At 69.6% G+C, this 18972-nt stretch carries 23 protein-coding genes and 1 pseudogene; 10 read left to right on the top strand and 14 right to left on the bottom strand.

All coding sequences use genetic code 11. From position 1 onward, the window contains the following. The first annotated feature begins 37 nt into the window (after positions 1–37). Both ACFWP5_RS12970 and ACFWP5_RS12975 read left to right on the top strand, forming a co-directional pair. On the top strand, positions 38–1462 hold the full coding sequence (locus ACFWP5_RS12970; protein WP_384154427.1) for a non-oxidative hydroxyarylic acid decarboxylases subunit C: 1425 nt from the start codon (positions 38–40) through the stop codon (positions 1460–1462). Between the two features lie 63 nt (positions 1463–1525). Continuing rightward, positions 1526–1753 carry a non-oxidative hydroxyarylic acid decarboxylases subunit D gene (locus tag ACFWP5_RS12975; protein ID WP_384154429.1) on the top strand — a complete coding sequence of 76 codons (228 nt, stop codon included), beginning with the start codon at positions 1526–1528 and terminating at the stop codon, positions 1751–1753. Positions 1754–1774: 21 nt separating this feature from the next. Here the strand turns inward: ACFWP5_RS12975 and ACFWP5_RS12980 are convergent, their stop codons facing one another. Continuing rightward, positions 1775–2155: an ATP-binding protein gene (locus ACFWP5_RS12980; protein ID WP_384154431.1), complete on the bottom strand. Its 381-nt coding sequence runs from the start codon at positions 2153–2155 to the stop codon at positions 1775–1777. 335 nt (positions 2156–2490) lie between these two features. Between ACFWP5_RS12980 and ACFWP5_RS12985 the strand changes: the two genes are divergently transcribed. The 3 genes from ACFWP5_RS12985 to ACFWP5_RS12995 all read left to right on the top strand — a co-directional run bounded on the left by ACFWP5_RS12985 (position 2491) and on the right by ACFWP5_RS12995 (position 5208). Further along, entirely contained in the window at positions 2491–3588 is a 1098-nt protein-coding gene (locus ACFWP5_RS12985) for a PP2C family protein-serine/threonine phosphatase (protein ID WP_384154433.1), read from the top strand. A 71-nt stretch (positions 3589–3659) separates the two neighbouring features. Next, on the top strand, positions 3660–4115 hold the full coding sequence (locus ACFWP5_RS12990; RefSeq protein ID WP_384154435.1) for a MarR family winged helix-turn-helix transcriptional regulator: 456 nt from the start codon (positions 3660–3662) through the stop codon (positions 4113–4115). A gap of 28 nt (positions 4116–4143) precedes the next feature. Further along, positions 4144–5208, top strand: coding sequence for an LLM class flavin-dependent oxidoreductase (locus ACFWP5_RS12995; RefSeq protein ID WP_384154437.1), 1065 nt, complete (start codon positions 4144–4146; stop codon positions 5206–5208). Between the two features lie 47 nt (positions 5209–5255). On the opposite strand, the gene ACFWP5_RS13000 is transcribed toward ACFWP5_RS12995, so the two are convergent. Beyond that, the gene (locus tag ACFWP5_RS13000; RefSeq protein ID WP_384154439.1) at positions 5256–6203 is read right to left on the bottom strand and encodes a chitinase; all 948 of its coding nucleotides are present in this window, start codon (positions 6201–6203) and stop codon (positions 5256–5258) included. Between the two features lie 371 nt (positions 6204–6574). Here ACFWP5_RS13000 and ACFWP5_RS13005 point away from each other — a divergent pair, with 371 nt between their 5' ends. Further along, positions 6575–6943 (top strand): DUF3887 domain-containing protein, encoded by a 369-nt coding sequence (locus ACFWP5_RS13005; protein ID WP_384154441.1) that lies wholly within the window; start codon positions 6575–6577, stop codon positions 6941–6943. Positions 6944–7027: 84 nt separating this feature from the next. Here the strand turns inward: ACFWP5_RS13005 and ACFWP5_RS13010 are convergent, their stop codons facing one another. Next, complete coding sequence (locus ACFWP5_RS13010; protein ID WP_384154443.1) at positions 7028–7789, bottom strand: MerR family transcriptional regulator; 762 nt, start codon at positions 7787–7789, stop codon at positions 7028–7030. Between the two features lie 47 nt (positions 7790–7836). Between ACFWP5_RS13010 and ACFWP5_RS13015 the strand changes: the two genes are divergently transcribed. Both ACFWP5_RS13015 and ACFWP5_RS13020 read left to right on the top strand, forming a co-directional pair. Next, positions 7837–8319 (top strand): DUF6194 family protein, encoded by a 483-nt coding sequence (locus ACFWP5_RS13015; RefSeq protein WP_384154475.1) that lies wholly within the window; start codon positions 7837–7839, stop codon positions 8317–8319. 179 nt (positions 8320–8498) lie between these two features. Next, positions 8499–9581: a hypothetical protein gene (locus ACFWP5_RS13020; protein WP_384154445.1), complete on the top strand. Its 1083-nt coding sequence runs from the start codon at positions 8499–8501 to the stop codon at positions 9579–9581. A 265-nt stretch (positions 9582–9846) separates the two neighbouring features. Here the strand turns inward: ACFWP5_RS13020 and ACFWP5_RS13025 are convergent, their stop codons facing one another. After that, on the bottom strand, positions 9847–10299 hold the full coding sequence (locus ACFWP5_RS13025; RefSeq protein ID WP_384154447.1) for a LysR family transcriptional regulator: 453 nt from the start codon (positions 10297–10299) through the stop codon (positions 9847–9849). 142 nt (positions 10300–10441) lie between these two features. Then, a complete protein-coding gene (locus tag ACFWP5_RS13030) occupies positions 10442–10867 on the bottom strand; it encodes a hypothetical protein (protein WP_384154449.1) in 426 nt (141 codons plus the stop codon). A gap of 422 nt (positions 10868–11289) precedes the next feature. On the opposite strand from ACFWP5_RS13030, the gene ACFWP5_RS13035 reads away from it, so the two are divergent. Next, positions 11290–11703, top strand: a complete 414-nt coding sequence (locus tag ACFWP5_RS13035; protein WP_384154451.1) for a DUF6069 family protein — start codon at positions 11290–11292, stop codon at positions 11701–11703. A 33-nt stretch (positions 11704–11736) separates the two neighbouring features. Here the strand turns inward: ACFWP5_RS13035 and ACFWP5_RS13040 are convergent, their stop codons facing one another. The 5 genes from ACFWP5_RS13040 to ACFWP5_RS13060 all read right to left on the bottom strand — a co-directional run bounded on the left by ACFWP5_RS13040 (position 11737) and on the right by ACFWP5_RS13060 (position 15683). After that, complete coding sequence (locus tag ACFWP5_RS13040) at positions 11737–12540, bottom strand: inositol monophosphatase family protein (RefSeq protein WP_384154455.1); 804 nt, start codon at positions 12538–12540, stop codon at positions 11737–11739. Next, positions 12524–13201 (bottom strand): glycerophosphodiester phosphodiesterase, encoded by a 678-nt coding sequence (locus ACFWP5_RS13045; protein ID WP_384154457.1) that lies wholly within the window; start codon positions 13199–13201, stop codon positions 12524–12526. The genes ACFWP5_RS13040 and ACFWP5_RS13045 overlap by 17 nt, the downstream gene beginning before the upstream one ends. Then, positions 13198–14238, bottom strand: coding sequence for an ABC transporter ATP-binding protein (locus ACFWP5_RS13050; protein WP_384154459.1), 1041 nt, complete (start codon positions 14236–14238; stop codon positions 13198–13200). The genes ACFWP5_RS13045 and ACFWP5_RS13050 overlap by 4 nt, the downstream gene beginning before the upstream one ends. Further along, on the bottom strand, positions 14235–14462 hold the full coding sequence (locus ACFWP5_RS13055) for a hypothetical protein (protein WP_384154461.1): 228 nt from the start codon (positions 14460–14462) through the stop codon (positions 14235–14237). Before ACFWP5_RS13055 ends, ACFWP5_RS13050 begins: the two co-directional genes overlap by 4 nt. A 510-nt stretch (positions 14463–14972) precedes the next feature. After that, on the bottom strand, positions 14973–15683 hold the full coding sequence (locus ACFWP5_RS13060; RefSeq protein ID WP_384154463.1) for a TetR/AcrR family transcriptional regulator: 711 nt from the start codon (positions 15681–15683) through the stop codon (positions 14973–14975). Positions 15684–15785: 102 nt separating this feature from the next. Between ACFWP5_RS13060 and ACFWP5_RS13065 the strand changes: the two are divergent. After that, positions 15786–15947: pseudogene (locus ACFWP5_RS13065) on the top strand (FAD-dependent oxidoreductase); the annotation flags it as partial. Positions 15948–15963: 16 nt separating this feature from the next. Here the strand turns inward: ACFWP5_RS13065 and ACFWP5_RS13070 are convergent. From ACFWP5_RS13070 to ACFWP5_RS13085, 4 genes are all read right to left on the bottom strand, one after another. Further along, positions 15964–16413 (bottom strand): SRPBCC domain-containing protein, encoded by a 450-nt coding sequence (locus ACFWP5_RS13070; protein ID WP_384154465.1) that lies wholly within the window; start codon positions 16411–16413, stop codon positions 15964–15966. Positions 16414–16451: 38 nt separating this feature from the next. Beyond that, a complete protein-coding gene (locus ACFWP5_RS13075) occupies positions 16452–17375 on the bottom strand; it encodes a zinc-binding dehydrogenase (RefSeq protein ID WP_384154467.1) in 924 nt (307 codons plus the stop codon). 129 nt (positions 17376–17504) lie between these two features. Further along, positions 17505–17915, bottom strand: a complete 411-nt coding sequence (locus tag ACFWP5_RS13080) for a winged helix-turn-helix transcriptional regulator (RefSeq protein WP_384154469.1) — start codon at positions 17913–17915, stop codon at positions 17505–17507. A 194-nt stretch (positions 17916–18109) separates the two neighbouring features. Further along, positions 18110–18613: a hypothetical protein gene (locus ACFWP5_RS13085; RefSeq protein WP_384154471.1), complete on the bottom strand. Its 504-nt coding sequence runs from the start codon at positions 18611–18613 to the stop codon at positions 18110–18112. Between the last annotated feature and the right edge of the window lie 359 nt (positions 18614–18972).

The raw sequence follows: 18972 nt of genomic DNA on the forward strand, positions 1-18972 counted from the left end.
CGAGACGCCCCACATACACGACGTACGGAGCCCACCCATGCCCTACGACGACCTGCGCAGCTTCCTGGACACCCTGGACAAGGAGAACCAGCTGCTGCGGATCACCGAACAGGTCCTCCCCGAACCGGACTTGGCCGCCGCCGCCAACGCGGCCGGACGTATCGGCGAAGGCGCCCCCGCCCTCTACTTCGACAACGTCAAGGGCTTCACGGACGCCCGTATCGCGATGAACGTCCACGGTTCCTGGCGCAACCACGCCCTCGCTCTCGGACTGCCCCCGGACACCTCCGTGCGCGAGCAGGTCGAGGAGTTCGCCCGCCGCTGGGACGCCTTCCCGGTCGTACCGGAGCGCCGCGAGGACGCGCCCTGGCGGGAGAACACCCAACAGGGCGCCGACATCGACCTGTTCAAGGTCCTCCCGCTGTTCCGGCTCAACGACGGCGACGGCGGTTTCTACCTGGACAAGGCCGCCGTGGTCTCCCGCGACCCGCGCGACCCGGACCACTTCGGCAAGCAGAACGTCGGCACGTACCGCATCGAGGTCATCGGCCGCGACCGCCTCGCCTTCCAGCCCGTCCCCATGCACGACGTTGCCCAACACCTGCACGCCGCCGAGGAGTTGGGTGAGGACCTCCCCATCGCGATCACCCTCGGCAACGACCCCGTCATCACGATCGTCGCCGGCATGCCGATGGGCTACGACCAGTCCGAGTACGAGATGGCCGGTGCCCTGCGCCAGGCCCCCGCCCCCATCGCCACCGCGCCCCTCACCGGCTTCGACGTCCCCTGGGGTTCCGAGGTCGTCATCGAGGGCGTCGTCGAGAGCCGCAAGCGCCAAATAGAGGGCCCCTTCGGCGAGTTCACCGGCCACTACTCCGGCGGCCGACGGATGCCGACGATGCGCGTCGACCGCATCTCCTACCGCACCGACCGGGTCTTCGAGTCGCTCTACCTCGGCATGCCGTGGACCGAGGTCGACTACCTGGTCGGCCCCAACACCTGCGTCCCCCTCCTCAAGCAACTCCGCGCCGAATTCCCCGAGGTCCAGGCCGTCAACGCCATGTACACCCACGGCCTCGCGGTGATCGTCTCGACGAAGAAGCGCTACGGCGGTTTCGCCAAGGCGGTCGGCATGCGCGCGATGACGACACCGCACGGCCTCGGCTACGTCACGCAGGTCATCGTCGTGGACGAGGACGTCGACCCGTTCGACCTGCCCCAGGTGATGTGGGCGATGTCCGCGAAGGTGAACCCGCAGGACGACGTGATCATCGTCCCCAACCTCTCGGTCATGGCCCTGGCACCGGCCGCCAACACCCCAGGAATCACCAGCAAGATGATCATCGACGCGACGACCCCGGTCGCACCGGACAACCGGGGTCACTTCGACACCCCGGTACGGGACCTGCCCGAGACCCCCGAGTGGGCCGACCGGCTGCGCGCCCTCATCGCCGCCCGCTGAACCGATCCGATCCGAACCGACAGGAACCGGTCCAGTCCGATCCGACGTCAGGAGTCACCCGTCATGATCTGCCCCCGCTGCGCCCACGACACGGTCGACACCGTGACCACCTCGCCGGTCCCCGGCGTGTGGGACGTACTCCAATGTGTCCGCTGCCTCTACATGTGGCGCACCACCGAACCCGACCGCCGCACACGGCGCGAGGCGTACCCCGTCGAGTTCCGGATGACGCAGGCCGACATCGAGGCCGCCCCGGAGGTGCCCGTCGTACCGCCGCTGGTCGTCGGCTGAGGAGTTCCGCCCGAGGCCGGGTCAGATGGCCAGGATCGCGCGCACGCGCTTGCCGCCCCCGGTGAGCGGGGTGACGTCGAGGCGGTGGGCCAGGCAGCGGACCATGGCCAGGCCGCGTCCGCTCTCGCCCTCGGCCGTCATCGGCCGTACGCGGGGCGGGGCCGGGTTGTCGTCGTAGACCTCTACCGTGACCCGCTCGTCGGACAGTTGGAGACGCAGCCGGCACTCGCCGCGGCCGTGCTCGGTCGCGTTGGCGACGAGTTCGGACACGATGAGCGTCGCGTCGTCGATCTGCTCCGCGTGCACCCGCGCCAACTGATGGCGGGAGCGGGTGAGGAACTCCGAGGTCAGCTTCCGTGCCTGACCCGCCGACGCGGCCTCGTCCGGCAGCAGGTACTCCACGCGTACGGTACGCCTATGGGTACGCCCATGCGCACGCATGGCGAATCACTTCCCCTCCTAGGACAACCCGGTATCCCCGCGGCGTCACCGCACCGGGGCCGCCGCATATCTTGCGCGGCCGGTCCTACACACTTCACTTGCCCGGAGTCCGTGATCGGCAACCAGGCGGCGCCAGTTCGTTGTCGCCGATCAGGAAATGTCCGTTCTCGGACTCAATTGGGTAAAGGGCCGGGCACGCCCAAGGGATTGCCTGGCAACCTTGCGATGTCCAAAGGTGGGGGAGGGGCCCCTGCGGAAGGCGGCTCCCGAAAGCCGCGACGCCCTTGGAGTGGACCATGGCCGCAGCGAAGCCGCAGCGCAGTCTCTCCGTGCTGACCTGGCTGCCCGCCGCGGTGATGGTGGTGGTCGCGGTCGGGGACATCCTCACCGGCCCCGGACTCGGATTCCTGCCACTGGCCTCCCTCGGGCCGGCCTTCGCCGGACTGGTCGGCAGCTGGCGCCGTACCGCGTGGTTCGGCGCGGCGGCGCTCGCGCTGTGCGTCGGACTCGGCCTGTACGACGGCCTGTTCCAGGAACGCCGGGGCTTCCTGGCGATGGTGTCGGTGGTGGGCGTGACCGGCGCGGGCATCGCCGCCGCCGTGATGCGCGGACGCCGCGAGGCCGAACTCGCCAGCGTGCGATCCATCGCGGAGGTCGCGCAACGCGTGCTGCTGCGGCCCGTGCCCCTGACCGCGGGCCCGCTCCAGGCGGCCGTTTCGTACACCTCGGCCGTCGCCGAAGCCCGCATCGGAGGCGACCTCTACGAGGTGGTCGCCTCCCCGCACGGCGTGCGGGTGATCGTCGGCGATGTGCAGGGCAAGGGGCTCGCCGCGGTCGAGACGGCCGCCGTGGTGCTCGGCGCGTTCCGCGAGGCCGCGCACGACGAACCCGACCTGGTGGGACTCGGCGAGCGCCTTGAGCGCAGCGTCTCCCGGGTGCTGTCCGACGAGAAGTTCGTGACCGCCGTCCTCGCCGAGATCGGCACGGACCACGAGGTGCTCTTCCTCAACTACGGCCACCCGCCCCCGATGGTCGTACGCCGCAACGGCACCGCCGACTTCCCCGCACCGCCCGCCTACGCCCCGCCCCTCGGCCTGGGCAGCGCCCAGGGCAGCGAGAGCCCGAAGCCGTTCCCGGTGCGCTTCGCGCCGGGCGAGCAACTGCTGCTGTACACCGACGGCGTCACCGAGGCCCGCGACGCCCACGGCACCTTCTATCCGCTCGGCGAGCGGGCGCACCTGCTGAAGGAACCCGACGCGGAGCGCGCGCTCGACTCCCTGCGCGAGGACCTGGTCCGCCACACGGCCGGACCGCTCCACGACGACGCCGCGATGCTCCTGCTGCGCTATCACGGCCATGCGACCACGACGGGGGACGAGCCGCCCGTCCGGTGAGTACGGGAGGTCCGAGGCGACCGCATCGGTCGGCCCGCTTGCTTGTTTCGTCAATCAAGTAAACTGGTGGCATGACCACGCCCGAGCAGCCACTGCGACCCATGAGTCCGCACGAGGAAGAGCTGGTCCGCGAACTCGCGCGGGTGATGCTCGTGCTGCCCCGGGCGGTCGACGCCGACATGGTGCGGGAACAGCGCCTGCCGCTCTCCGAGTACACGACGCTCATGCACCTCTCCGAGGCCACGGACCGACGCATGCGCATGAGCGAGCTGGCGTCGGTCTGCAGCCTCTCGCTGAGCGGCATGACCCGCATCGTCACCCGCCTGGAGACGCGGGGGCTGGTCGAACGGGAGCGGTGCGCAGAGGACGCCCGCGGCTGGAACGCCGTCCTCACCGACCAGGGCCTCGCCCGCCTCCAGGAGGCGTGGCCCGCCCACCTGTCCAGTGTCCGGCGCCATGTCCTCGACCACGTCGACGCCGCCGACCTGACCCGGCTCCTCGGCGTGATGCGCCGTATCGCCACCTGACACACCGAGCGGAACCAAGGAGTACGAGATGACCGACCCGTCCACCACACCGACCGGCACCGGCGCCATCACGCTCGGCCTGGACACCTTCGGTGACGTCACGAACGACGCCGAGGGCACACCGCTGACCCACGGCCAGGCCATCCGCCGCCTCGTCGAGGAAGGAGTCCTCGCCGACCGGGCCGGCGTCGACCACTTCGGCATCGGCGAGCACCACACCGAGGCGATGCCGCTGTCGGCAGCCGACGTCGTCCTCGCGGCCATCGCCGCGCGCACCGAGCGCATCCGCCTCAACTCGGCCGTGACCGTCATCAGTTCCGACGACCCCGTCCGCGTCTTCCAGCGCTACGCCACCCTCGACGCCGTCTCCGGGGGCCGCGCCGAAGTCATCCTCGGCAGAGGGTCGAGCACCGAGTCCTTCCCGCTCTTCGGCTACGACCTGAACGACTACGAGGAGTTGTTCGAGGAGAAGGTCGCCCTCTTCGCCGAACTGCTCAAGGAGAAACCCGTCACCTGGTCCGGCACGACCCGCGCCGCCCTCGACGGTGTCTCGGTCTACCCGCACAGCGAGACGGGCTCGATCCCCACCTGGATCGGCGTCGGCGGCAGCCCCCAGTCGGTCATCCGCACCGCCCAGTACGGGTTCTCGCTGATGCTGGCGATCATCGGCGGCGACGTGGCCCGCTTCGCCCCGTTCTCCCAGCTGTTCCGACGGGCGCTGGCGGAGTTCGGCCACCCCGCGCGCCCCATCGGCGTGCACGCGCCCGGCCATGTCGCCGCCACCGACGAACAGGCGGTGGAGGAGTTCGTGCCGGCCTTCCAGGAGCTGATCCGCAGCGTGGCGCGGGAACGCGGCTTCCGTACCCCGACCCGCGAGAGCCTCATGCGGGACGTCGGCCCCGGCGGCGCCCTGCACGTCGGATCACCCGAGACCGTGGCCCGCAAGATCGCGGCCACCCTCAAGACCCTCGACGCGACCCGCTTCAACCTGAAGTACGGGATCACCGGAATGCCCCACGACACCCTCATGACCAACATCGAGCTCTACGGCACGAAGGTGGCGCCGCTGGTGCGCGAGATGATGCAGGACTGACGCGACGCCGCCTTGGGGGAGGCGGCGACACGCAGTCCGCCGAGCCGCTAGTGGTGGTTGCCGAAGCCGCGCGTGAACGACTTGAAGGTGTGGCTGAAGTACCAGGTGTCCTGGGCGATTCCGGAGCAGTTGTTGGCGGCCCCGGTGCCCACGCAACTGCCGTTGTCGCGCTGGAGCGCCCAGAAGGAGAGCGTGTTGATGCCCCGGGCGACGGCCCACTTCTTCACGGTGAGCGCGTTCTGCGTGGTGAAGGTCTCCGCCGGGCCGAAGTCGTCGATGCCGGGCATCTCGGTGACGCCGATCGTCTTCCACAGCTTCGCCGGGTTCTTCTTCGGGTACAGCGCGGCGAGTTGGGAGTGCAGGCCGGTCGCGGCGGTCTTGGTGTCCTCCGCCATGTCGTGGGTGGCGCCGTCGTAGTAGTCGAACGTCATGATGTTGACGACGTCCACGCGCGCGCCGTTGTCGACGGCATTCTGCAGCAGGGCAACGCCGTTGGGCGCGAGTCCGGTGGTGGTGGTCGGCAGCGTGTAGGAGAACTCCACGCTGCGGCCGGTGTGTTCGGCCCAGCGCTGCACCTTCGCGATCGCCTTGTTACGGCGGTCGATGCCGGCCGTGTTGTTGATGGAGTCGGCCTCGATGTCGAGGTCGATCCGGCTCACGCCGTAGGTCGTGACCAGGCTCTCGTAGACCTTGGCGATGGCGTCGACATCGGTGCAGCTGTCGGCCAGTTCGGTGTTGGTGGTGTCCGCGGTGTAGCCGCCGAAGGACGGGATGACGTTGCCGCCGCGCGCCTGGATCGTGGCGATGTCCTCGCCGAAGGTGGACTTGGAGATCGGCTGCGCGGGCAGGCCGTTCCAGTACGCCGTGCACGAGCCTGCCGCCTCGGTCTGCAGGAAGGCCATCGTGAGGTACTTGTTGCCGGACGCGGCGGCGAGCGCCGCCGGGCTCTCACCGGTCCACGCCTCGAAGTACGGCGCGGCCACGTGGTCGGGCATGGGCTGTACTCGGTGCGTCGCACTCGCGTCACCCCCGCCGAGAGCAACAAGCCCCGTGGACAAGGCGGTTACGGCCGCGCAGGACAGCGACGCGCGAAGAGGCCCAGGTCGTCTCATTGACGCTCCCATGCTGAAAGGAGAGAAGCCGTCCCTGACCGGGACGAACAGCGACCATATTTGGACTAGACCAATCGTCTGTCAAGGTTCTTTACAGTGAACCGGCCGTGCCGGTGCGGGAATCCGGCGTCCGTGACGTCGAGCCGTAGCTGTAAAGGGGAACTTTGACGCGGTCGGGTGTAAAGGCATCTTTCACGTGTGGTCGATGCCCCTCTCGATGGCGGGCGAGGGACGTCGACGACCTGGCGGAACAGGTGCTCAAGCTGTGCGTGCGGCAGTGCCGGGACGCCGGTCACAGCTGGCAGGAGCTGGGGGACCCGCTCGGAGTCATCGTCACGGCCGTTCTCGAAGGGCGCATGGACGAGGCCAGGCAGTCCTTCAACGCGCAGGTGGTGGAGGCCTTCACCGACGAGGTCCGGGGCGACGGCCTGGCCACGGTCACCGGTCTCGTCGGGGAGTTCGAGGGCTACGGCGAGGGCGAGCCGTTCGTCCGCCGCATCGGCGACCACACGGTCGTCGACATCCCGCTGCACTACGAGGCCGGCGACATGAAGGCCCGGGTCGCGTTCGACACGGACGAGAAGGTCGCCGGAATCATCACCCTCGCTCCCGAAACCCCATGACACCGGGCTTGGGGGGAGCTTCCGGTGTTCGCCGACGGAGCCGTGGGCAACAGGCTTCTCGGCACTGACCGGCGCCGGAACGGATCAGACGGCCGCCGGTTCCCGCGCGGCCGTGACGACGGCTGCCAGGTCCGTCCCCGCTCGGAGCAGCCCCACGGTGCGTAGCGCGATCCGGTCAAGACGTTCACGCAGGACGCGCTGGGCCTCTTGTGCGCCGTCGAGTCGATGCAGGGACCCCACGATCTCGCGCACCGCCGGAATGCCGTAACCGGCGCTGCGGAGGGCGGCGACGATGCGGGCCGTCCTGATGGCGGAGAGGTCGTAGCGGCGTGCCCGGAGGGAGGTCACCCGCTCCGGGGTGACGAGTCCTTCCTGTTCCCAGAACCGCAGGGTCGAGGAGCGCACACCGAGTGCTCTGGAGAGTTCGGTGATCGTCATCGCGTCGCTGTCCCGCTCGGCGTCCTGCTCGAACTCCGGTGTATCCGCCTCGGCTTGGATCGCGCGCAACGCCTGTTGGGCGCGCAGAGACTCCCCGCGTTCCCGGGCGAGCCGCACATGGACCTCGTTGATCGCCGAGGCCGCCTCCGTGACCGTCCCCGTGCGGAGTTCCGTGAGCAACTGCCGGGCGATGACGGGCCCGACGGCGCCTGCGAGTCCTCGGTAGGCGCGAAGGGCGTGGACGTGCAGCGGTGCGTAGGAACGGTAACCGTTGCCCGCCCGAGCCGCCGGGGGGATGACGCCCAGCCTCTCCAGGTCACGTACCTGTTGCACCGAGTACCCCGACTCACGCGCGACTTCGGCGGTCCTGAGCGGTGCTTGTCGCGGGCCGATCACCGGGTCACTCATCGGCCAACCCCACATAAACACTTGAAGGTCATGCTTGAACCATGAGTATGGAACAGATCATCGCGACCGTACGAGACTTCACCGGCGCGCTCGTCGTCGTACCGGAACCGGGCGGCGCCTTTCCCGAACTCGCCTGGGGGGACGCGTTCTTCTACTACGCCCCCGACGGTCGACTGCCCCAGAGCGTCCAGCCGTACGGGACCGTCGTCACCAAGAACTACCCCGACGACACCGCGTCCGACCTCGACCCTCCGGGGCGTTGGCGCGTGAACATCCACGTAGGCCGTACGGCGTTCCACGAACTCACGGGGGAGCAGCAGCCGCACAGCCTCGACCGGACCCGCGACTTCACGGCCGCCGACAGCGTGCTGCCGCACCCGGTGTACGGAGCGCTCGGCTGGATCTGCGTCGTCAATCCCGGTGAGAAAACAAGGGAGTTGGTGGTGGAGTTGTTGCGTGGCGCGCATGACGACGCCCGTGCCAGGTTCGCGCGGCGCGAAGAGCACGGAAGGCCGGACGGAAACGGTTGACGCAGGGGCGAGCGCGCCCCTCCTCGCGCCGGCGACCGTCACGCCCCTTGAACCTCCGTGCCCCTACGGGCAGATGGAGTGGATCTCCGGCGGCGATCGTTGCCCCGGAGGACCTGGTGGGGGCATCCGGTCGGCGGTTAGACAACGATGATCGCGAGTCCAGGCCAGGAAGTGAGCACGTGCACGCCCGAGACGAAGTCCGCCCGCAGGACGCCGCAGCCCGGCGTACCTCGGTGAGCAGCCCCGCAGTCAACACCCTCACGCCCTCACACGAGTTGCTGTCGCTTCAGGGCAAGGCGGGCAATGCCGGAGTCGCGCAGATGCTCAGCGAGGGGGGTCACTCCTGGGCCGGCCGGGCGGCCGATCCCGCTCCGGCCGTGCAGCGGGCGGCGGTTCAGCGCAGCAAGTTGGCGTACGGGAACATCTCGTTCACCAACGTGTCCCTCAAGTACCCGGAATCGCAGGGGAAGGCCACGCGGATCCTGGCCCTCCTGTCCGCCAACACGAAAGTCAAGACCTTCCTCGCCGACCGGACCTGCCAGATCACGCTGGAGAAGCGGACGACGGAGACACCGGCGAACGTGGTCGACAAGGGGACCGAGGGCGTCTTCGTCACGCTGGCCTCCTACTACCTAGAGAACTACGACATCGGCTACATCGTGGGCATGCTGTGCCATGAGTTCGGAATGCATCCGATGGCGCAGAAAGCCCCCAACATGAAGCAGGAAGAGGAGAGCTTCCGGGGCATGCCCTACCCGGTGCCGGGACTTGAGGGGAAGGACGTTCCCGAGGGATTCGCGTCGATGAACTCCGACACCGCCAAGCAGGCCGATCACGTGCTCGGCGTCATCCCCGGAAGCCCGCGATACATCGTCTACCGTGACGTCACCCTGGAAATGGCGGACCTGCTGCTGCGGGACGTGCACAACAAGGCGGACGGCGCCCGGAAACAGGACGTCACCGACCTGATCGACTGCTTCCTCATGGACGTGGCGTCGATCGCTGCGACGAACGACGACCGTACGCGCGGGATGCCGATGCCGGGCAACGGCGAGGGCGAGACGATCCGTAAGGACATCGCGGCGGTGTACAACGCCTACAAGGCCCGCCTCTCCCAGGACCTGCCCCTGGAGCGCCAGCCCATCAAACCCCTGTTCCCGCCGGAGAAGACCCCGGAAGCCGTCAAGGCCGACTTCAGCACCCTTCTCATGCGCATCGCCAAGGGGAAGCTCTGGGCCTGGAGCATCGACAACAGCAAGTGAGGCCGACGACGATCGGTGCGCGACGGCGTCGCTCGATCAGGCGGGGCCGAGCGCGGCGCGCACCGGATTTTCACGGTCAGGTGTATCCGGAGTATCGGACATCCCGCATGCTCACTGTTGCGATTCAGTAGAGTCCGCCGCTCAGTCGAACGCCCCGGAATCGGGCTTGTCCAAGATCTCCCACAGGAGACTCCCATGGCGCGCAGGACCGGCCGCGTGACGGCGACCGACGTCGCCAAGGAGGCGGGGGTCTCGCAGACCACGGTCAGCTGTCCGAGGCGCGGGCCGGTCGTGGGTGACAGGGGAACGTCTCGTCGATCACGAGGTCGAAGTCCCGGGTGAGCAGGCCGGGCAGTGAGGTGTCGGGCTCGGCCCGGGTGGCCTCCACCCGCAACCGGGGACGGTGCTCCCGCAGCCAGGTCAGTGCGGCGGGGATCAGAGCGAGCATGGCGGTCTGGAAGGCCGCGACCCTGAGAGTCCCGGACACCTCCCGCAGTGAGGCGGCGATCTCCGTCTCGGCGCGCTCCAGTTCCCGTAGGGCCTTCTCCGTACGGGCGACGAGGATCTCGGCCTGCGGTGTCAGCCGGACCCCACGCCCCTCCCGCTCCAGCAGCGGTGCGCCGACCTCGGACTCCACGAGGGTCAACTGCTGGGAGACGACCGAGGGGCTGTACGACATGGCCGTCGCGACGGCGGCCGGCGTGCCGCGGTACTTCAACTCCCGCAGCACCTCGATGACGGATCCCGGCCTCGACCCGCGAATCGAGCGCCGACGGTGATGGAAGGCCGGCTCGCCCTGATGATCGAAGCCTGCCTGAGCGACTGACGCCTCACGTGGCGTGGCGGGCGGGACTCTCTGTCTACGACCCGGGCGGCGGCGTTTCCTCGTCGTGCGGGTCGGTGCGCCGGGCGCGCGGGCGGGTGACGAGTGGTCCGCCGTAGCCGGCGGCCAGCGGTGCGAGGAACCACAGGACGTAGGCGTAGGGGAAGACCCAGGCGAGACCGAGGCTCAGGACGAACCAGAAGCCCACCGCCCACGAGGCGTCGGCGTGTCTACGGGCCTGTACGACATCGCCGATGACGGGACCGCCGTCCGCCGAGACCTCCTTGAGGGCGACCTCGCAGAAGACGATGCCCGCCATGGTGCCGGCGAAGAGGGTTTGCGCCATCGGATTGGTGAGCGCGGATCCGATGACGGCCGTCGGGAACGGCAGGAACGCGACCAGCAGCAGGAAAGGCGCGTGCCAGAACGCGAAGGGCGGCGGCAGCACGCGGATCTGGTCCATCAGCTGGTGGTGCCGCCGCCATACCGACCAGCAGGAGAATGAACGCCAACGCGAACGCCGGATAGGAACTCCGCTGGTCCACCAGGAAACGGCCGAGCGCACCGGCCGACTCCCGCTCCTCCCTGCCCGGTCGCTCCAGTTCCACGGCCAGCAGCGTCATCTCGCGATCGCGAAGATCGCGTCCGTGAAGAAGGCCAGTCTCTCCGGCGAGAGCCCAGGCTCCGGCCGCGCATCCTCGCTCATCCGAACTCCCACGGGTCAAGATCGTGCACCCGATCCCAGGGAGTGCCGTGCCGGGCACCCCTCAGGCGCGCTTGAAGTTTCAAACAGAGTCGGTCAGACTCTCGTTTGAGAGTTCAAACGATCCGATCGGTCTCGGGGCTCTTTGGGTTCTTCCCGAAATCCTCCTCTTTGGAGTTGTCATGTCACTTGTCTCTGATGCAGTCGCCGTCCGCCGTGGTCCGCTCGTCGTGGCGGGAGGTGTGCTCGCCGCGATCGTGGTGGCCTGCGCGGCGGACACCGTGCTCGCTCAACTCGCCCTGGCGGCCGGCGCGCCCGACGACTTCCAGCCCCTGAAGGCACCGTCGTACATCTTCCTCACGACGGTCGGGATGGTCGCCGGTGCCATCGGCTGGACCATCGTCCGCAAAGTGTCGAAGGACCCCCGGGCGCTGGTGCGGTGGCTGGTACCGACCCTCGTCCTGGTGTCCTTCGTCCCCGACTTCCTGCTCTACGGCGACGGCGGCGCGACCGGTGTCGGTGCGCTGCTCCTGATGCACGTGACGGTCGCGACGGCCGCGGTGGTCACCTACCGCAAGGTGATGCCCCTGTCGTAGGGACACCGACGGTCGCCGACTCGGTGGCCGCCGTCAGAGTCGCTGTGCCCCGACCGTCGACCGCCACAACTCCCCGGCCTCCGCCGCCGCGTCCGGCGCCACGAGCAGCAACGGCACCCCGTACGAAGGGAGTTGCGGCATGGCGACCGCGCCCGCCTCGGTCGCGATGAGGAGGGCGGGCAGACCGTCCACCGGGTGGAACTCGCCGATCGCGGCGGCCGTCGCCCGGCCCGCCGCGACCTGGACCAACGACAGTGCGGTCGAGCCCATGACGCGGGCCGTGCAGTGCCGGTCGGCCAGTTTCGCGAGCAGCGCGTCCAGACCGGGCCAGTGCGCGTGCGCCGCCCACTCCGTCAGGAACACATGGCCCGTGAGTGTGGTGTGGTCCGCCGCGTGGATCGGGTTTCCGTTCAGGTGCGCGCCCTTGCCCCGTACCGCCGTGAAGACCTCGCCCCGCCACGGGTCCGCCACCAGGCCCAGCAGCGGACTGCCGTCCGGCTCCGCCAGGCCCAGGGAGAAGGAGCACCAGCCAAGTCCGTGGGCGTAGTTGGTCGTTCCGTCCACGGGGTCGATCACCCAGTGCGGCGCGTCCGACGTACCCTCCTCGACGCCGTACTCCTCGCCGTCGATGCCCCAGTCGGGGAACTCCCGCCGCAGCACCGCACGTACGTGCCGCTCCACCGCCTCGTCCGTGTCCGTCACGATGTCGGCCGGGCTCGCCTTCTGCCGGACCGGACCCGCGCCTCCCCGGTTCCCGCCACGAATCGCCTCCGCCGCCCACTCGGCCAACTCCACGGCCACCCGCAGAGCACCGTCCAGGTCATGTCCGTTCGGCACAGCTCTTCACCACCCCGTTCAGGTCGTTGCCAATGATCGCGTCCACACCCCAGGCGAGCAGTTCGGCACGCCGGTCCGCGTCGTCCACCGTCCAGCAGCTCACCAGCACGTCCCGGGCATGCCAGTAAGCCACCGACTCCGCGTCCAGGAACCGGTGTTCGGGATTGAAGTACTGCGGGCGTACGGCCCCCAACACGCCCTCGGACGGCGGCAGTTCGCCGTACCAACTGAGGAAGAGCGTGATCCGCTCGTCGCGCGCCCGCACCGCCGCCATCGCCTCCGCCGCGCCGCAGAACATGGTCACCGCCCCCAGCCGACCGAGCTCCGCGTGCGCCGCCGTCGCGACCGCCGGGTCCCTGGTGTCCAGAAGCAGCGGCACCCCGTCGGCGACTTCCAGTGCCTCCCGCAGGGTCGGGACCGCCGGCACGAACTCCCGCAACTCGGCCAGCGTCAGGGCCGCGACCGACTCCGGGCGCCCCCACAGACGCCGCAGGTCGTCGTCATGATGCAGGACCACGACACCGTCCGCCGTGCACCGCAGATCCACCTCGATCGCGGAAGCCCCCGCACCCGCCGCTAGCCGTACGGCCTCCAGGGTGTTCTCCACCGAGGCCCACGGGTCACCCCGGTGCGCCACGGCCAACGCCCGCCGCGCGCTCATGCCGCCTCCGCGTCTGTTTCAGACGTTGCTTCTACGACAGGGGCGACCGCGTACGACAAGGCCTGACCGACCGTCACCCGTACGACCTCGCCGCGCGCGGGTGCCGTGGCGCCGGAGACGTACGACCGCGGACGCGGGCCGCCCTCCAACTCCACGACCACCTCGGTGAAGTGGCCGCGCGGGAGCACCTTCTCGACCCGGGCGGAGGCCCCTTCGGAGGTGCCGTCCAGGCGTACCTCCTCCGGGCGGACTCTGACCGTCAGCCCGGATCCGGCCGGGCCGGTCAACTCCGTGCGCGGCAGGGGGACATGGCCGAGCCGTACCGCGCCCGGTGCGGCGAGCGCGTCGTCCACACGGTTGAGGCTGCCGACGAACTCCGCGGTGAACAGCGTGGCCGGCGTGCGGTACAGCTCGTCCGGGGACTTGTACTGCTCGATGCGGCCGGCGTTCATGACCGCGACGCGATTGGCGATGCTGACCGCCTCGTCCTGGTCGTGGGTGACGAACAGGGTGGTGATGCCGAGGTGTTGCTGGATGTCCCTGATCTCCTCGCGGACCCGTTCGCGGAGCTTGGCGTCCAGGTTGGATAACGGCTCGTCCAGGAGGAGGAGTTGAGGGCGCAGGGCTAACGCCCGTGCCAGCGCGGTGCGTTGCTGCTCGCCGCCGGAGATGCGGGCCGGGCGGCTGTCGGCGTGGTGGGCGAGGCCGACCAGTTCCAGCGCCTCGGTGATCCGGCGGTCGGCTTCGGCGCGCGGCACCTTGTGTATCTTCAGGCCGAGGCCGATGTTCTGACGCACCGTCATGTGCGGCCGCAGGGCGTAGCTCTGGAACACCATCGCGGTGGGGCGGCGCTCGGGCGGCACGCCGGCGTAGTCCGTGCCGCAGCCCGACGGGCCCAACGGGCCCAACGGGCAGACCATCTCGGCCGGTTCGACGCGCAGGTCCACTCCGGAGACGACCGTCCTGCCGCCCGGCGTCTTGGTGAGGCCGGACAGTACGAGTCCGGCGGTGGCCGTGTGAACAGTGGTGCTGGTCACCGCAGTTGGAACCCTTCCGCGAGATGGCCGCGCCGACGGACGCGGACGAGGAGGAGGCCGAGGAGCAGGCGGAGGCGGTCATGGTGAGGGTGGCGGCACACAGCAGCGCGGCGGCGCTCCGCGCGGACCGGGTCAACCGGGGTCAACCGGGTGGGCCGAGTGGACTGAGCGGGGGTGGCGAGGAGGGCGGGGCGGTCGGAACTGCCAAGGGTCCGCCTGGGCATGGTGGTTCCTCCGGGCATTCTGGTTCGGGGACGGAACGCTCTGTTCCGGCGCACGATAGGCAGGGGTGCCGGTGCGGGCCGGGAACAACCTGATGAACGTGGACTTTTTTCAGGGCGACAGTTCGGCGGGGTGGGGTGAGGAGCGGCTGCTCTCCGGTGGGGTGGGGCGGCGGGCGGTGCCGGGACTGGGTGCGGTCGCCGCGGTTTCGTGCGGGAGCAACTTGGCGCCGAGGGCGGCGTGTTGGCCGCCGGGGATGAGACCGCGTCCTTCAAGAAGGGTGGCCCTCAACCGTGTGACGAGTTCGAGTGTGCGGTGCTGAGGTGCCCATGGGCGCCCTGGCCTGTTCGCCATCGATCTCGACGGAGCGACGATCGGCATGGTCACGCTCGACCCGCGCGACGCAGGGCCTCCGGGGCATGTCAGCCCGGGTGCCGGGGAGGCCGAGCTCGGCGGCACCCGGCTGGCTCACCGCCGCGCGTCCCCGTGAGCCAGTGGTGCCTCCGGCAGCCCTAACCGTCGGTCGGGTGGAGAGCGGTGACGCCCGCGAGAACGAGGTCGACCCCGGCGAGGAACTGCTCGCGGTCGTCGTGCCCGCGCACCTGGTCCGCGACGGCCCGGGTGAACGGGTAGTCGTCGGGGTCGAGTTCTTCCCAGGCCGTCGATACGGCGTCGAGGAACTGGGCGCGGTCCGTGTCGGGCCCGAGAGCGCCGGCGCTCGCGGTGTTCGCGGCGTTCTGGCCGGCCGCGCCGAGGATGTAGTGCATCAACGCCGAGGTCGCGGTGAACCAGCCGGCCTCGGGTACACCCAGCGCGCGGACCTGCCGGCCGATGTTCTCGAAGATCCGCGGCGCCACCGGCCCCCAGGGGCTGTGGGAGATCTGCGTCGCGAACTGCGTGGCGAGCCACGGGTGTTCCTCGATCGCGTCGAACAGGCCGAGCGCGACGGCGCGGATCTCGTCCTGCGGCGTGTCCGGAGATCCGGCGGGCTCGACGGCCAGGGCCGCGGCCACGACGGCGTCGGTGGCGGCGCCGAGCAGCTCACCCTTGTTCGCCACGTGCCAGTAGATCGCCCCGGGCCCGGTGGCCAGGCGCTCGGTCAGTGTCCGGAACGTCAGCCCGTCCTCGCCGACCGCGTCGAGCAGCTCGACGGCGGCCTCGACGATGCGCTCGCGGGAGAGCGCCTCCGTGCGTCGCTGTGACCGGCCCGTCCGCGTTGCCATGCGGCCATCTGACCCATCTGGAGCGCCGTTCCAACAATGGAACGGCGCTCCAGATGGGTCGGCCGGAGCTCACCGGGCGGCCCGGATCCCGAAGGAGTCACCATGCACACGCACGTCACGATCATCGGCGCCGGACTCGGCGGCCTCACTCTCGCCCGCGTCCTGCACGTCCACGGCATCCCGGCCACCGTCTACGAGGCGGAGCCCGCCCCGACCGCACGTGCCCAGGGCGGGATGCTCGACATCCACGAGGACGACGGCCAAGCAGACGACCACCCCGTCAGCCGGACAAATCCTCCACGCGTGCCCTCAGCGCGGCGCCGTACTGGGCGTACGTCTCCCTGAGTTGGTCGAGCGCCGGGACGAGTTCGGCGGCGGCGGGGCCGAAGAACTCCTCGGAGTCGGTGAACTCCGTGGTGCCGTCCGGCTGTGGGGCGAGGACGAACGAATGTCTGCCGAGGAGCGCGTCGAGGGATCCGCCTTCCCAGATCAGCCGGTGGGGAGCCCCGACCTCGACGATCCTCATCGTGACGTCCTGCTGGGCGGTGCCGCCGTCCGAGATGCGGCCCGGGACTTCCGCTCCGACCGTGACCTCCTCCGGCTTGGCGTCGAGCGACAGAACCGGGTGCCACTGCGCGTACTGGTCCAGCGCCACGACCACGCGCCACACGGCATCCACCGGAGCGGAGATCCTGGTCACCGCGGTGACAACAGGGGTTGTCTTCTTCACGATCGGCTCCTTCCGCTGTCGTAGGGCGGTCCCGGGGTTTACGGCACCAGGACGATCCGGCCGCGCTGGCCGCCCCGGGCGAGCTGGGCGTGGGCTTCGGCGGCCTGCGACAGGGGGTAGATCTGCGCCACGCGTGGCGTCAGTACGCCGACCTCGGCGAGGGCGGAGAGGTATGCGAGGCGGGTGGGTTCGGGGCCGGCGGTGGTCAGGCGTACGACCACGCTCCGCTCCGGGGCCGGCAGCACGTCGCCGCGCACGCTCACGAAGATGCCGCCGTCGCGGACGGCCGCCAGCGCGGGTGCGCCCAGCGCCGCCGCGTCGAGCACGCCGTCCACGCCTTCCGGCACGAACCGGCGTACCGCGTCGCTCAGTTGCTCGTCGCGGGACACGAACCAGGTGGCCCCACGGTCGCGGAGGAACTCCTCGTCCTCGGGCCGCCCCTGCGCGACGATCCGCACGCCCCGCGTCCGTGCCAACTCGACGGCGTAGCCGCCCACGGCACCGGCGGCGCCCGTGACGAGCAGAGTGTCGCGAGGGCGTAGCGGGAGGTGGTCCAGGGCCAGTGAGGCGGTCATCGCGTTGAGGGGGATCGTCGCCGCGAGCGTCAGGTCCATGCCCTCTGGGGCGGGGGCGATGGAGTTGAGGTCGGTCACCACGTATTCGGCCTGGGCCTTCGTGGGGCGCAGCACGGGGGCGTCGAACACGATGACCGGCGTTCCGACCTTGAGGAGGACACCCGTGCCGACCGCGTCGACCGTCCCGGCGGCGTCCAGACCGAGACCCGTGTATTCGACCTCTTCCGGCGGCGCGAAGTACCCGGCCCACACGGCGGCGTCGGCGGGATTGAGCGCGGCGGCCGCGACCTTGACGCGGATCTCAAAGGGGCCTGGTTCCGGGAGCGGGACCTCCAGGACCTCGACGGCCTCGGGTCCACCGATCTTCTTGACGACTGCGGCGCGCATGATGTCCGCCCTTCTGTTTGCGTATCCGAACACCACAAACGCTAGGCGGGTTACGATCGATTAGTAAGTAGGCACTTTAAAGTGCGTTACAGCCCGCTGGTGGGAAGGGCTGTTGTCTGTCGCCTGTCGTTACTGGTCGGTCTGCCGGGAGTCGTAGCGTTCTCGGGCCTCGTCCACCTCGTCGGTTTTCTCGGCGGCCCAGTCGCGCACCTGGGACAGCAGGCCGTAGAGGCCTTGCCCGAGCGGGGTCAACTCGTAGTCGACGCGTACCGGCACGGCCGGCGTGACGGTCCGTTTCACCATGCCGTCGCGTTCGAGCATGCGCAGCGTCTGGGTGAGCATCTTCTGGCTGACGCCCGGGATCTCGCGGCTGATGTGGCTGTATCGCATCGGGTCGCCGTAGGACCCGAGGGTGCACATCGTCAGGCTGACCCATCGGTTGCTGATCGTCGAGAGCAGGGCCACCGCGGGGCAGTCATGCATGTACGCCTCATACGTGCCGGGCTCGACCTGGCGCGCCTGCTTCGTCTTGGTGGCCATCTGGTTCTCCCGTCAGGAGGGCAACGCACTCATGAGCGCCTACTTACGAATCGATCGTAACCCGCCTGATGTTCGTCTTATTTGTACGGTTCGAGCCGTTCGACTTCGCAAACAGAGCACCTCGCCCCGCCGGTCGAGCAACCGGCGGGGCGAAGTGGCGGACTCAAGAACGACGGCGACGGGATGGTGGGGTGTCAGGCGCAGAGGACGCGTGTCTCCGGTGTGTAGACCGGGCCGGCGCTGGTGTTCGTCGTGTCGCTGAACTCGGAGTAGTAGTACGAGTAGAAACCGATGTCGCCGTTGCAGCCCGAGTCGGCGGCGACCTGGAGGGTGAGCGTCACGGTGCGGCTCTGCCCGGGCGGGATGGTGGCGCCGTAGTCCGGGCCGAGGTCGGTGGGCCCGACGCCGGCGCACGGCGTGCTGCCGGTGTCCGTGGTCAGCGCGCAGTCGGTGAAGCTGTACTTGAGGTCGGGCCGCTGGGTGGTCAGCCAGGTGGGCTCGATCGTCTGGTAGACGAACAGGATGTCGTAGGTCTTGTTGTTGGTCAGAGTCATCGAGAGTTTCACCGCGCCGCCGGGCGTCGTGGTGGCGGTGTCGGTGGCAAAGGTCAGGTCGGCGTCCGCCGCGCTCGCACTCGGGGCCAGGCCGAAGACGGCGAGGAGGAATCCGAGGACGGTGGCGAGACCCAGGCGTCTCATACGTGGTGATCGCATGGGCCGGGAGGCTAGGGGCGTCGCGCGCGAGCCGTCTGCCCCGCGGGGAGGGCCCGGATCGCGGATCGGCTGAATGTGTTTCTTGTGTGGCAGCGGTGCGGCGAGCGTGTGAAGTGATCACTCGAGTCGCCTACGTGCACTGCGTGGTGTGGGCGTGCGGGGTTCGCGGGGGCGGTGGCGAGCCTGCCGGATGTGAGGTGGCGGAGGCCGACATTGGCGTGATTCCTGATGCGTCTGATGCCGGAGCGGTCGCGTGGGCCGGGTGTTCTCGGGCATTCGTCGATTTCTGGCCTTGGTGCGGGCGGGGGCGGGGGCGGGGTCCTGGGGAGGGCGGCGCGTACGTC

It is taken from the genome of Streptomyces sp. NPDC058469, assembly GCF_042721125.1.
Taxonomy (GTDB): Bacteria; Actinomycetota; Actinomycetes; order Streptomycetales; family Streptomycetaceae; genus Streptomyces.